Origin of the sequence: Spirosoma aerolatum, assembly GCF_002056795.1 — a bacterium.
Lineage (GTDB): Bacteria > Bacteroidota > Bacteroidia > Cytophagales > Spirosomataceae > Spirosoma > Spirosoma aerolatum.
On sequence record NZ_CP020104.1, the window covers coordinates 1070930 to 1084381 of the forward strand.

Here is a 13452-nt window from a genome sequence, read left to right on the forward strand (position 1 = left end):
TTAAGTTCGTTAACCCATCGACATGCCGCCATCGACGATCAGCTCGGCACCGACTACAAACGAGGAATCATCGGAGGCAAAGAATAAGGCGACCTTGGCAATTTCTTCCGGTCGACCGAATCGGCCCAGCGGAATGGCCTCGATAATCCCCTGATTCATCTGGGTTAATTGCTGCTCTGAAATGCCGAGTTTAGCAGCACTATGCAGAACGGTATCGACCGGCCCCGGACTAATGGCATTGACCCGTATCTGACGATGGATTAACTCGGTCGATAGATTCTTGGCCATTGTCAGTAAGGCCCCTTTCGTAGCGGCATATACGCTCGCACCGGGTGCGCCAACGTGCGCGTTGATGGAGGTGTTTAAGATGATGGAACCCCCATTTTTGAAAAAAGGCACCAGCGTCTGAATGGTAAAATACGCTCCTTTGACATTGGTGTTCATACTTTCATCAAAGACCGCTTCGGTCATGCTCTCGAACGGGGCAAATTTGGCCACACCGGCATTGACAAACAGAATGTCGATACGGGTGAAATTGGCTTGCACAAACTCCGACAAGTGGTTTACATTGCCCGGCGTACTGGCATCCCATACGATCCCATGCGCTCTTTCACCCAGTTCAGCGGTAATTTTGTCCAACGACTCCTGGTTGCGTCCAGTAATCAGTACAGTGGCTCCCTGAGCGATAAATTCTTTGGCCGTTGCCAGACCAATACCGCTGCTCCCGCCCGTAATGATGGCTACTTTGTTTTGAAGACGATTCATGATGGTATTGTGTTGAGGTCGAGTTGAGGCCTGTTCATCAGGCCTCACTAGGTTAAAATGGGTACTCTCTGGCTACTTTCTGAACACTCACCCATTGAACCGTCGTGAGTTCGTCCAGAATAAAATCACCCCCAAAACGACCAGTTCCCGACGATTTTTCGCCACCGAATGGCGTATGTATTTCATCATTGGCCGACTGGTCGTTAATGTGCATCATACCCGTTTCTACCTGCCGGGCCAGTTGCATACCCCGGTAAATATCTTGGGTGTATAACGCTCCGCTTAGCCCAAAATCGGTCGCATTGGCCAGTCCAATAGCCTCCGCATCCGTGGCAAACGAGACAAGGCCGACGGCTGGGCCAAAAATCTCCTCCCTAAATACCCGCATAGCCTTGGTTACACCCGATAGAACGGTCGGCTGGAGAACGTTCCCGTTGGCTACGTTTCCTGTTTCGACGACGGCACCGTCGGCTACGGCGCTTTGCAGAATACCCAGGATACGCTGCACGGCTTTTTGGTCGATCAAGGGGCCTACCACCGTGTTTTTATCTGCCGGATCACCGTAGGGGAGTTGTTTTACCCGAGCTACAAACTTGGTTCTGAACTCGTCGTAGCGGCTTTCGTGGATGAGAATGCGGTTGGTAGCCATGCATACCTGACCCTGATGCAGGAATCGCCCGAACACGGCCCCATCCACAGCTTTATCCACATCAGCGTCATCCAGGACTATAAATACATTATTACCACCTAACTCCAGGGCCGACTTTTTGAGCCCTTCCCCCGCAATTCGTCCGATGCCTTTTCCTACTGGCGTCGAACCCGTGAAGGAAACCATCCGCGAATAGGGGTGAGCCGTGAAGTAATCGCCCATGATTTCTGACCGGCCAACCACAACGTTGAATACACCAGCAGGAACACCTGCTTCTTCCAGTAGCTTGGCAATGATGGTTCCGCCCGTAACCAGCGACTGCGAGGCCGGTTTGACGACCATTGAATTGCCAACGGCCAGAGCCGGAGCGATGGTTCGCATAGAAAGATACAAAGGGAAATTCCAGGGACTGATGAGGCTAACAACGCCCAACGGTTTGCGGTATACGTAGGTTTCTTTCCCATCAATCGTCGACGCGGTAGTGCGGCCATGCATACGAGTTGGAAAAGAGGACGCTTCGAGCAGAATATCGCGCGATTGCTGTACCTCAAGTAAGCCTTTCAAATAGGTACTGCCCGTTTCCTGGGTCAGCCAGTGAATAAACTCTTCCTGACGTTCCTGTAGAATCGTAGCTGCGTTCAGGAGTATGTCCCGGCGAACGAGTGGATTGGTGTTTGCCCAGACAGATGAGGTCTTTTTGGCAGCGTCAAAGGCGGCATCGACATCGGCGGTTCCGGCCGAACGAAGTGTATGAATGACGGCTTCGGTAAATGGATTCAGGTTATCAATGGTCGCAGTTTCCCGACCATCGACCCAGTGCCCATTTATAAATTGCCTGTTCAACTCCGTGTAGGCCGTCTGTGTGTGTTGGTCGTCAAGGCCAAGCGTTGCTTCTAAGGTTAGCATATTAGTAAGGGTTTAAAATGTAGGAGAGGGAAGGACCGACGCTTCGAATGGGAGAAGGGCGGGTTTTATGGGGCGGGCGTTGCGCTGGCGATGGTCTGAAGTAGCGTACTTACCTCCATTGGCATCGACAGGAAGGGGCAATGGCTGCTGTTGAGCGAATAGGTACTTTTGATGCCTGCTGCGGCTACCATACGTTTTTGCAGATTCAGCCCCACGGCATGGTCCTGCATTGTGTACACGTAGTACTTGGTTACCTTACCAAAGTTGGTGGCCGTCAGCGTAACTGGATTGGTGAAGGGAATAGCCGGTTCGGCCCGGTAATTATCGATCACCTGTTTTTTGACGGCCTCCGATCCATCCTGAATGAAGATGGAGGCTAAATTCTCAGTCTTGATGCCCAGGGTAAGTTGGTCGGCCGAGGGAATCAAAGCGGGCCCCAGCTGGGAGGTGCTATCGGTAGAGGCAAGGGCCAGCAGGGATTGGCCATTGGCGGGTAAGAAAGCCCCAACATACACCAGTTTGTCGATGCGACTGGGGATTTTTTCGGCCACGGCCGATACGACCATCCCACCCATGCTATGGCCCACCAGAATCACATTTCCCGACAGAGCATTTATCGTAGATACGACTTTATCCCGGTATACATCCATCGACAGGGTAGCAGGCGCGGTATTATCACTGCCGTGACCGGGTAGTTCGACCACTACTACGTTCTGGCCTTGCTGAACCAGTTGATCTTTCACCGATTGCCAGGCATAAGGTGCCTGCCAGGCTCCGTGTACCAGTACAAACGTTTTTGGAGCAGGTGCAACCGTGTCATTTTTTGTGCATGACAGCAACGCAAAAATTGTAATTACGAACAGAATTGATGAGAAAAAGAGCGTTTTCATGGGAATTGATTGGTTATAAAGTTAGAGGAAGGAGAAACGTTGGTTAGTTATTGATCGTCATTGACTTATCGGTGGTTTCGGGCTGGGGCAGTGTATTGTTTATCCAGTTCAGGATGTAGTCGGCGTCTTCTTTCCAGGTAGGTTGACCCAGCACAAAATGGTTACGCCCTTTAAGTTCCTTGTAATCCGTGATAGAGTCTGAATGCCGGTATTTGCGGTAGTTGTCGTAATTGAGCGGAGCCGGAATCGTGTGATCCGTGCTACCCGAGGTAAGCAGCAATGGGGCGTGGGGTTTGCTGAAATCGACATGAGCCGCTGCCGTAATCGTATCGCGAACGATGAGTTTGGATTCGGGTATGGCAAACTGGTAATAAGCGGCTTTCTGCTGGTCGAGTGGCATGCCATTGGTAAAGGCATATTGCCAGTCTTCAAACGACATCAGATAAGTCTCCTTCGTGGAGGTAAAAAAGCCCAGCGGTCCCCAGCCTGCTTTCAGAAACGACAGCTTGAAGGTGAAGATACCCTGTGGAGGCACCGAATGAATCGCAATACCGGCTGCCCCTAATCCGCGTTGTAACAAAAGCTGCACCATTAGCCCTCCAATGGAGTGACCGATCAGGATGGGTTTTTCGGGAAGTTGCTCAACAATCCGGGCGTAATAATCGGTCAGATCGGCCAGACGGTTGGAGGCAATGCTGGCATCTGGATGGCGGTTTCGCAATACTTCAGCCGGAGCATCTTTATGGGGCCAGGGCGGTGCGATAGTCGTGTAACCTCTCTGCTGAAAATACGTTTGCCATTCATTCCAGCAATCATTGCTAACAAAGGCGCCAGTGATAAAGACGATGGTTTTGGGACGGGCGGTTTTCATGATCGTTTCAGTTTATTTGGTTGAGCCATCTAAACCAAACGAAATGCCGTTATTGTATGTCTTCTGAAAATCAAGCTGTTATGTTTTTGTGCCAGGAATTTGGCTACTGCATATCGTTGAACAACGAACGGCACAACGATATATCGTTGGCTATAGCTTGAGCCACACAAAACAGCGCATGGCTAAATCACTCGAAAAAGTACGATATTTATTGGCTATGTGCTGATAAACAGTACGTTAATATACTTGCCGCTTTCTTTAGCCAGCCTGCCAATGGCGATGGCCTGATTTATGAACGACCAGCCGAAACGAAAACTTAATGAGGAGACTGTTATTAATTAGCTGCGTAGCAGGATGTGCATGGCTGACGGCTTCCGCCCAACCTCCAACCAATAAGTCGTCGCGTGAATTACTGACGCTTTTGCAGCAAAGCAAGCCCGACACTCATCGGGTCCACCTGTTGCAGGATTTGGCAACCTATTATATGTTCAAACCGAACGCTCAGGCTGCTGATATGGATAGTGCAATGGCCGTGGCCCGGCAGGCCGAACAGTTGAGTGTGCGGCTACACGACCCGAAAGGGCAGGCAACCAGTTTTATTTTGTATGCCCGCGTATACAACCACGATGGGAAAAAGGAAAAAGCAAAAGCGCAGGTGCGAAAAGCCATTGCCATTTTTTCAGCCTTTCATTATCTGGATGAATTGGGCGAAGCCTACTTTGAATTCGGTAGCTACTCGCCATTGATTGGGCCGGGGCTGGCAGAACGAATACGGATGGCAGAATTGGCGTTGTTGACGTTTCAACAGTCAGGCAATAAACTCAAGCAGGCCAATTGTAACAAGGAACTCGGCGATTTGTACCAAGTCGAAGGGAATAATAGTAAGGCATTGACTTTCCTTCAGCAGGCGTTGAGTTTATACAAAGTCGTAGGTCGAGGCCGCCTGCAAGGGGTATATGACTTGCTGGGCCAGGTTTGCGGTGAACTGGGCGATTATAAAGAAGCGATTCGTTATGGACTTTTGGCGGTGCAAACGGCCGAACAATCCGGCGATTCGACCATGTTGCTGGCGACTATCTATAACCGGCTGGGAATTACCTATCAGAACCTGCATGATCTTAAACTGGCCAATCTGTACTTTAGAAAGTCGATTGCCATTGCAGAGTCCTATCACGACGTTGCAGCGATCTGTATACTAGCGACGAATCTCAGCGATACTTACATACTGCTTCATCAGCCAGTGGCTGCTCTCGATTTTTTGCGGACAATTGTCAAAAGATACACCCTTCCTGGCCTGGCCAGCCAAATCTATATTACAGGACAATTTATCAATGCCTATCTGCCCGGTAAGCAGTACACGTTGGCTCAACCCTACAGTGATCGTTTGGTCAGATTATCCGAAAACAGGGAACAAATTGATAACGAAACACAGCTCTATGCCTATGGTATGCTGATTCGTTTTTTCTTAGACACCCGCCAGTATCAGGAAGCTGATAAATACCTGCTGATTCATCGGGAAGTGTCTGAGAAAATGGGGTCTCTACGGAGTCTGTCTACCAATCATTTATGGACATTTAAAGTGGATTCAGCGCAAGGTAATTATCGAGCCGCCATTATGCATTACCAGCGCCATAAACGGTTGAATGACTCCTTGTTTACCGAGTCAAAAAGTAAACAGATAGCCTTACTCCAAACCCAGTTCGATACCAAAAAGAAAGATCAGGATATAAAGCTAAAAGGGCAGCACATTGAGCTACTCAAAAAACAGGGCGAACTGCAACTAAACGATCTAAACCAAACCAGGCTCTTACGGAATGTTACGTTCATCGTCGTTGTGCTGCTTGCCATCATTCTGAGCTTAGTATACAATCGGTATCGGCTCAAACAGAAAAGTAATGCCATTCTGGAGGCTCAACAGATCGAAATTAATGATAAAAATGCCTCTCTTCAGCGGTTGCTGACTGAAAAAGAATGGCTGCTCAAAGAAATTCACCACCGGGTCAAGAACAATTTACAAATCGTGATGAGCCTGTTGAATACGCAATCGGCTTACCTGACCGATGAAGCAGCCATGCTGGCCATTCGGGATAGTCAGCATCGGGTTCAGGCCATCTCACTGATCCACCAAAAGCTGTATCAATCTGAAAATTTATCGGCCATCGATATGTCGGTGTATATCCGCGAACTCGTCGAATATCTACGGGATTTCTTTGGCGCAGGGCAGCGTATCCGATTCGAAACGCATCTTGATCCGGTCAAACTGGGCGTATCGTATGCCGTGCCTATTGGCCTGATTCTCAACGAAGCCATTACCAATAGCATCAAGTATGCATTTCCCGGCAATATGGTAGGTCAGATTACGATTTCATTCCAACATATGGGCGGTACAAATTATGTCATCACCATTACCGACAATGGAATTGGATTGCCCGCCACCATAGATAGTCAGCAACACGATTCGCTGGGTTTGAGCCTGATGCGGGGGCTGAGCGACGATATCGATGGTCAGTTTTCCATCACCAACAACAACGGGACTCTTATTACTATCCACTTTGTATACGAACCGACTGATGGGCCGCAATCAGTCGGATTAGCTCCCCATCTACCTTTTGAAACGACCACGTTATGAGCCAGACAGTCCTGATTGTAGAGGATCAGTTTATTGAAGCCAATGACTTGCGATTAATGCTGCAAAAAGCCGGATACCGGGTTACGGGGATTGCCCGTTCGGTTCCCAATGCGCTGGAACTTATCGGTCAGGAAAAACCGGATGTGGTCCTGCTGGATATTTTCCTGAAAGGACCACTTACCGGCATTGATCTGGCTAAACAATTAAAAGAAGATTCGATTCCGTTTATCTATCTCTCGGCCAACTCGACGCAGGATGTCCTGACGGCCGCCAAAGCGACCCAGCCCGATGGTTTTTTAGTGAAGCCGTTTCGGGAAAAAGATGTACTGGTTACGCTCGAAGTGGCCCGGTATCGGTATGAACATAGCCTCGAAGCTAGCTTCCGTCGGGGCGCTCAGCTTCTCAAACAACTCACCAAACTCCTTGCGGAGCCAATCGATTGGGAGCAGAAGTTGCTGAATGTTGGGAAAGCGATTCAGCCCTTCGTTCCGTTTGACTTTGTGGCGGCAGGCCCATCAGCAGCCTCGAAAACGGTGTACACAGATCTAGGCTTTTTACGCATCGGTTTCGACGAATATCAGCTTGTAGGCCCGAGCGAGCTGATGATTATGGCCAATTTGAAACAGCATGAACTGGCTGCTTTACAAGCGAAAACCCCTCTGGAAACAGAAGCCACCTGGTATGATGAGACTGCCTTTAAGCGTGTGTGCCAACTGCCTTCCATCCGAAAATTAATTGCCAATACGTTTCTGATGCGCTCTCAACTGGTGTTGCCGCTGGCCGTGCCAACGGGCGAATTCTTTACATTCTACTTTTATAGTCGTCGTCCAGATGCCTACGAGGAGGAACACCTTGCTCTGCTTAGCCAGTTAACGACCGTATTGACGAATGCTGTTGCCGAGAAACTAACGACGAGCCCCCTTCACTCAACAGGGGTTCCGTCTCCAGAGCCAATAGCTCCTCCGCCGGTAGCTAGTTATTCCAGCCAAACCACATTTGAGGGAATTGTAGGTAGTAGTCACTTGCTGTTGACGGTATTCGATCATCTGTCGCTGGTGGCTCCTACCGATACGTCGGTGTTGATTCTGGGTGAGAGCGGAACCGGCAAAGAGCGCATTGCAGCCACGATTCATCAGTTATCTCCCCGAAAACGAAAGCCTTTTATCCGGGTCAACTGTGCCACCTTACCCGCCAACCTGATTGAGTCCGAGCTATTCGGTCATGAAAAAGGTTCATTCACGGGAGCCACCGATAAGCGAATCGGCCGGTTTGAGCAGGCCGACGGAGGCACCCTTTTTCTGGACGAAATCGGGGAGATGCCGGTTGAATTGCAGGTAAAGTTGCTGCGGGTATTGCAGGAGAAAGAGATTGAACGCATCGGGGGCAGTCGTCCATTAAAATCAATGTACGCATTATTGCTGCCACCAACCGTAATCTGGAAAAGGAAGTAGCCGAAGGTCGTTTTCGGCTCGATCTGTACTACCGATTGAACGTATTTCCTATATCCCTTCCCCCGTTGCGAGATCGTAAGGAAGATATACCCGCCCTTGTCGAGCATTTTATCGAAAAGTATAATCAGAAAACGGGTAAGAGAGTCGCAGGGATATCGACTCCGGCATTAAATACCTTACTAGACTATCAATGGCCTGGTAATATTAGGGAATTGGAGCACCTGATTGAACGAAGTGTGTTGCTGACGAAAGGCTCACTAATCGAAGAAGTGGGTTTACTCAATATAGGCCAACCGCCCTTACCAACGGTGTCTGAAGAGCACCGGATTAAGACTATCGATGAAAATGAGCGGGATCATATCATTGCTGTCCTCAAGAAATGCAACGGCCGAATCTGGGGAGCGGGTGGGGCCGCCGAAGTGCTGAATGTTCCGCCAACAACGCTAAATTCTAAAATGAAAAAACTGGGGATTCGTAAAGAGTACCTGGATCATAAGTAGTATAGGATGTGGGTTACGACATGAGACTTTTCCTGACATACCTGCAATACACTGCTGCCCGTCTAAAAAATGTACCCATGCAGCAAGACAATTAACTGGAGAAACAATAACCTAATCAAACAGCGTGCAAGGGTAAAATGACTTCGGTGATGGTGCCGCCACCCGGCCGTGGAAGTAAGTGAAGCCGCCCCTGATGGAGCGTGATGATTCGATGCGCTAAGGTTAATCCGATGCCGAATCCCGCGATTGGCTCTACATTAGATCCTCGAACCAACGGTTGTAAGACCCGTTCTTCTTCGCCTGGTGTTAGGCCAATCCCCTGATCTTCAATACGAATACGTGCCCGCTCGTCGGTGTCCATTTCCAGGCATAACGTAACAGGCTGTCCGCTGGAATACTTGGCTGCATTGTCCAGTAGATTCAGCAAGGAGGTTTTGAGCAGGTAGGCATTGCCCAGAACCGTAACGGGTGTGGCTTGTTCAATGATTCCGTCGCTGACCTGTACGGATAATGCTTGCCCGGGGCGTTGCTGGCCGAGGGTATCGGCTGCATCGAGTACGACCTCTACCAGTTCGAGGGCTTTTCGATCAAGATGTGCATCCAGCCCATCGATACGAGCCAGTTGCAATAACCCGTTCGCCAGCGCCGTAAGTTTATCCAGTTCGGTAACGGCCTGGCTTATACCTCGCTTGAGCGCATCGGGGTCTGCGTCGTAGATGAGAGATGTTTCCAGCCAGCCTTTGATGGTCGTTAATGGCGTGCGTAGTTCGTGAGAAGCCTGAGCAATAAAGGAGCGCTGGTTCTCGACGAGCCGTTCCTGTCGTGTCAGTAACTCATTGAAGGCCTGGGCTAATACACCTACTTCGTCGTTAGGGTTTTCGGTTTGTAACCGGAAAGGTAGTTTGCTGGCCGTGGGTGTGTTAATCTGATCGATTAGCCTGGTAAGCGGTTTGAGGGCCTGTCGGGAAAAAAAATAGCCTAAGAAAATCACCAGGCCGATGGCCATTACGTTACCAACGATAAACAGGTCTCGTAGTTCCCGTTGCCGTTGATAGCCGTCCTGATCGTAAGCGGTCACGATAGCTACATACTCATGGCCATCGGGCGAGGGCGATAGGCCTGCATAGGTCAGGGCGACTCCATCTTTTGGGTAAGTGTGCCCCGAACTCGTATACTGGAAACGCACTAGCCGCTCTCGCCGAACCCGGTTGCGGAATGATGGCCCAGACATAAAGTCGTTGGTATCCTGACTTTTATAGATCAAGCTATCGGCTGGCGAGTAGACAAACTCAACCTGCTCAGGCATGGAGGTAATCACACTGCCTGCCACTCCTTTCAGGGTCAGCAATTGCTCAGTAACCCTGGCTTTTCGTTCCAGCCGATCTTCGATGGACCGTTGCCGAAAGCTGGCGTAGGTACTGTATACATAGACCGAGAAAATGAGCAATATGCTGGCCACCAGTGCCGAAAACCAGAGGATGAGTTTGTGCTTGATCTGCATAATTAGCCCCGTAAGACATAACCCATGCCCACAATGGTGTGTACTAGCTTTGGGCTGAAATCCTTATCGATCTTCTTGCGCAAGTAGTTGATATACACTTCAATAACGTTAGTATTGGTGTCGAAATGAAGATCCCAGACTTTCTCGGCTATATCGATTCTGCTGACAATTTTACCCTTGTTTATCATAAGGTACTCTAGTAGCGCATATTCTCGGGCGGTCAAATCAATCCGTTGGCCCGCTCGGGTAACGGAATGGGCTTCGGTATCCAGCTCCAGATCAACCACGCGTAACACCGTTTTAAAACCGCTGTAATCGCTATTTCGGCGGGCTAGAGCTTTGATCCGTAGTAGGAGCTCACGAAACTCAAACGGCTTCACCAGATAGTCGTCGGCACCCGCTCCGAAACCACTTTCTTTATCGGGCAGACTATCCAATGCGGTCAACAAAAGTATTGATTGCTTAGGTGACTCCTGCTTAATCTGTCGGCATAATTCAAATCCGTTGATATACGGCAGATTAACATCCAGTACAATAACATCATAGCTATTGTTATTCGCCATACGCTGACCCATCAGGCCGTCATACGCCAGGTCGATTTCGTAACCCTCGCTCTCAATGCCTTTACGAATGAAGGAGGCCAGACTCACTTCATCTTCAACAAGTAGTATCTTCATGGATTAAGAGTACTGGACTCACTTTGTTAATACGTGATTATAACAAGGGTAGACGTAAAAAACGGGATCAGCAATGGTTAAAAAGCAATAACGCGTCGAATCCGTCCAGGGTTTCTCTAAATTTACCCGATCGATAAAACGTAGTCGGGACAGCAAAAACAAAGTGAAGAATTTCATGAATAGGCAACAAAAAGGCATCCACAGTTTTATATGTGCAAGTGCGTAAGTCTATAAAAAAACTGGTAATCTTGCTAAGTCAACCAATTGATTTGTGTATGTAATTTTCTCAATCTAATTTCAAGCAGCTTTACAAGTAAAGCTATCTATGAGATATGATCATTTGTGCTTTTGGGGCCTAAATAGAAAAGTATAAAGTATATACTACATGATCGGAAGAGTAAAGTTCGCTTTTGATCTGTATGAGTTTAATGATTGCCCTTTCTTGAAAAAATACTGTTGCTGGCGAATTTTCTTAAATCTATGAGCGGGCCTGATATCGTTGTCGTAGATTTCTTTAGTCCTGATTAATTATCCATAGTGGGTTTAGCCCAATCTGTTGCAGCTGGTATTATACGTTTTGATACTATGATCTGAAGGACTACAAACCAGAGCTGATTTGTAGTTGACGATATAGGTTACGGTTCCCCATTGCTTAATGGGACAGATTTTAATTAAATCTCACAATTCTCCATTGACATTTAGTTCATAAGCTGGATATACTCTTAGTATGATCAAAAAAACTAATACTTACCATTATGATTCCTAAAATACCTGATTACAAAAACTTTAAAAAATTAGGAGAGGGGGGAATGGCGGTTGTGTGGTATGCCGAGAATGCGCTTGGAAAACCATTCGCCATAAAACTTCTCAACCAGGATATGGTGGGCAAAGAAAAAATTGTAGAACGGTTTCGGAATGAAGCTAAGTTGATGGTCGGCCTGAATCACCCTAATATCCGGCAGGTCATAAGCTACTACGAAGATGAGAACACAATGGCCATCATTATGGAATACCTCGAAGGGCAGGACTTAGGCAAGTACCTGACAACCTATGGAGCAATACCCGAAGGTATGGCCGTTCGCTGGTTTAATGATATCCTGGACGCAATGACCTACGTTCACCGCAAAGGGTACATTCACCGTGACATTAAACCCTCAAATTTGTTTCTGACAAGCGGAGGACAAATAGAGATCATGGATTTTGGCATTGCCAAGATCGTTGATTCTACTCAGGAACTAACTCAGATTTCGATTGGCTCTCCGCAATACATGAGCCCGGAGCAGGTGCTTACGCCAAAATCCATCGACCTCCGTACCGACATCTATTCGCTGGGTGTCACGTTATATGCTTTATTAACTGGTAAAAAGCCTTACAACGATTCCTATAGTTCATCATATACTATTCAAACAGAGATTACCAAAAATCCGCTACCTTATATTCCGGGGGTATCATCTGCGATCAACGCAGCAATTCAAAAAGCCACCAGTAAGAATTCGGACTACCGATTCCAAAGCTGCGAGGAGTTTAAAGCCGCTCTGAATGAGCCTGATAGCCTGGATTCTGATCAGGTTGAGGTAGAAATAGATGATCGACCTCCAGTTATTCCACCTTCATACAACCATCGGCCTCCGGTTCAACCTCTCTACGATAATCCGCCTATAAGGCATTATCCCGAAAAGCCCAAATCCAACGTAGGGCGAAACATTATCATAGCCGTCGTCATTGTCATCGCTGTGTTTGGCGGGTTGGTTTTGTTCGGCCTTCAGATAGAGAAAAGCGAAATAAATAAAGGGGTTAACCTGTATGAAGAAAAGAATTATACGGAAGCGTTTAACCTGCTTTACAAAAACCGGGGGTCGAGTTTTTTGACTCCGCAGGCCATGCACGATTTGGGCTATATGTATGACACTGGAAGCGGCACACAACAGGATTATACAGAAGCACGGGAATGGTATGAAAAAGCGTCAGATAAAGGAATCGCCATGAGTATGAATAATCTGGGCGTTATGTATCGATATGGGTCGGGGGTGGATAAAGATTACAGTCGGGCCAGATCGTATTTTGAACGAGCAGCCGCTGAGGGGGTACATCTGGCTAATTACAACCTGGGCGATCTCTATGAGAATGGTTTAGGTGTAGATGTTAACCTGTATAGGGCATTTAATTATTATTCAAAGGCTGCCAAAGAGGGGCACGCAGCCTCTCAGTACAGGCTTGGTCTGATGTATGCATTGGGTAAGGGGGTCAGTACAAGTAACTCGCAGGCAGTTTCATGGTTTCAAAAATCAGCCGAGCAGGGATATGCTGAGGGGCAATATGGACTAGGTTATATGTATGGAGCTGGCTACGCTACGGGACAGAATGATTATGATACTGCCATAACCTGGTTTGAAAAAGCTGCCGATCAAAACGAATCCAGGGCGCTCTATTATTTGGGGCAATATTATGAATATGGTTACGGCAAAAGTAAAGACTGGTCCACAGCACTGTCCTATTACAAAAAATCGGCCCAGTTAGGTAATGAAAATGCCCAGAAAGTACTGACTGGTTATGGATATAGCTGGCGGTAATGCGTACATGGCTGACGAATACCCGTTTCTATCGTTTTCAATT

Annotated in this window: 9 protein-coding genes and 1 pseudogene; 4 read left to right on the forward strand and 6 right to left on the reverse strand. The window is 48.1% G+C overall.

Annotated elements, in window-relative coordinates:
* Positions 1 to 9: 9 nt before the first annotated feature.
* The 4 genes from B5M13_RS04420 to B5M13_RS04435 form a co-directional block, all read right to left on the reverse strand.
* Entirely contained in the window at positions 10 to 765 is a 756-nt protein-coding gene (locus tag B5M13_RS04420; RefSeq protein ID WP_080054481.1) for an SDR family oxidoreductase, read from the reverse strand.
* Between the two features lie 52 nt (positions 766 to 817).
* The gene (locus tag B5M13_RS04425) at positions 818 to 2320 is read right to left on the reverse strand and encodes an aldehyde dehydrogenase family protein (protein WP_080054482.1); all 1503 of its coding nucleotides are present in this window, start codon (positions 2318 to 2320) and stop codon (positions 818 to 820) included.
* Between the two features lie 65 nt (positions 2321 to 2385).
* Positions 2386 to 3210, reverse strand: a complete 825-nt coding sequence (locus tag B5M13_RS04430) for an alpha/beta fold hydrolase (protein WP_080054483.1) — start codon at positions 3208 to 3210, stop codon at positions 2386 to 2388.
* A gap of 43 nt (positions 3211 to 3253) precedes the next feature.
* Positions 3254 to 4081 carry an alpha/beta hydrolase gene (locus tag B5M13_RS04435; RefSeq protein ID WP_080054484.1) on the reverse strand — a complete coding sequence of 276 codons (828 nt, stop codon included), beginning with the start codon at positions 4079 to 4081 and terminating at the stop codon, positions 3254 to 3256.
* 319 nt (positions 4082 to 4400) lie between these two features.
* Here B5M13_RS04435 and B5M13_RS04440 point away from each other — a divergent pair, with 319 nt between their 5' ends.
* The 3 genes and pseudogenes from B5M13_RS04440 (at position 4401) to B5M13_RS33965 (ending at position 8661) form a co-directional block, all read left to right on the forward strand.
* Positions 4401 to 6710 carry a tetratricopeptide repeat-containing sensor histidine kinase gene (locus tag B5M13_RS04440; RefSeq protein WP_080054485.1) on the forward strand — a complete coding sequence of 770 codons (2310 nt, stop codon included), beginning with the start codon at positions 4401 to 4403 and terminating at the stop codon, positions 6708 to 6710.
* Between the two features lie 56 nt (positions 6711 to 6766).
* Positions 6767 to 8154, forward strand: a pseudogene (locus B5M13_RS04445) (sigma 54-interacting transcriptional regulator); the annotation flags it as partial.
* 42 nt (positions 8155 to 8196) lie between these two features.
* Positions 8197 to 8661 carry a sigma-54-dependent Fis family transcriptional regulator gene (locus tag B5M13_RS33965; protein ID WP_245860042.1) on the forward strand — a complete coding sequence of 155 codons (465 nt, stop codon included), beginning with the start codon at positions 8197 to 8199 and terminating at the stop codon, positions 8659 to 8661.
* Between the two features lie 115 nt (positions 8662 to 8776).
* On the opposite strand, the gene B5M13_RS04450 is transcribed toward B5M13_RS33965, so the two are convergent.
* Together B5M13_RS04450 and B5M13_RS04455 are read right to left on the reverse strand one after the other, a co-directional pair.
* The gene (locus B5M13_RS04450) at positions 8777 to 10162 is read right to left on the reverse strand and encodes a sensor histidine kinase (RefSeq protein WP_080054486.1); all 1386 of its coding nucleotides are present in this window, start codon (positions 10160 to 10162) and stop codon (positions 8777 to 8779) included.
* 2 nt (positions 10163 to 10164) lie between these two features.
* A complete protein-coding gene (locus tag B5M13_RS04455; protein WP_080054487.1) occupies positions 10165 to 10839 on the reverse strand; it encodes a response regulator transcription factor in 675 nt (224 codons plus the stop codon).
* A gap of 755 nt (positions 10840 to 11594) precedes the next feature.
* Here B5M13_RS04455 and B5M13_RS04460 point away from each other — a divergent pair.
* The gene (locus tag B5M13_RS04460; protein ID WP_080054488.1) at positions 11595 to 13409 is read left to right on the forward strand and encodes a serine/threonine-protein kinase; all 1815 of its coding nucleotides are present in this window, start codon (positions 11595 to 11597) and stop codon (positions 13407 to 13409) included.
* The last annotated feature ends 43 nt before the right edge of the window (positions 13410 to 13452 follow it).

What these genes read in the sequence shown, in the direction of transcription:
- B5M13_RS04435 (WP_080054484.1), bottom strand. Translation starts at nt 4,081, where the DNA reads ATGAAAACCGCCCGTCCCAAAACCATCGTCTTTATCACTGGCGCCTTT.
- B5M13_RS04455 (WP_080054487.1), bottom strand. Translation starts at nt 10,839, where the DNA reads ATGAAGATACTACTTGTTGAAGATGAAGTGAGTCTGGCCTCCTTCATT.
- B5M13_RS04425 (WP_080054482.1), bottom strand. Translation starts at nt 2,320, where the DNA reads ATGCTAACCTTAGAAGCAACGCTTGGCCTTGACGACCAACACACACAG.
- B5M13_RS04440 (WP_080054485.1), top strand. Translation starts at nt 4,401, where the DNA reads ATGAGGAGACTGTTATTAATTAGCTGCGTAGCAGGATGTGCATGGCTG.
- B5M13_RS04430 (WP_080054483.1), bottom strand. Translation starts at nt 3,210, where the DNA reads ATGAAAACGCTCTTTTTCTCATCAATTCTGTTCGTAATTACAATTTTT.
- B5M13_RS04450 (WP_080054486.1), bottom strand. Translation starts at nt 10,162, where the DNA reads ATGCAGATCAAGCACAAACTCATCCTCTGGTTTTCGGCACTGGTGGCC.
- B5M13_RS04460 (WP_080054488.1), top strand. Translation starts at nt 11,595, where the DNA reads ATGATTCCTAAAATACCTGATTACAAAAACTTTAAAAAATTAGGAGAG.
- B5M13_RS04420 (WP_080054481.1), bottom strand. Translation starts at nt 765, where the DNA reads ATGAATCGTCTTCAAAACAAAGTAGCCATCATTACGGGCGGGAGCAGC.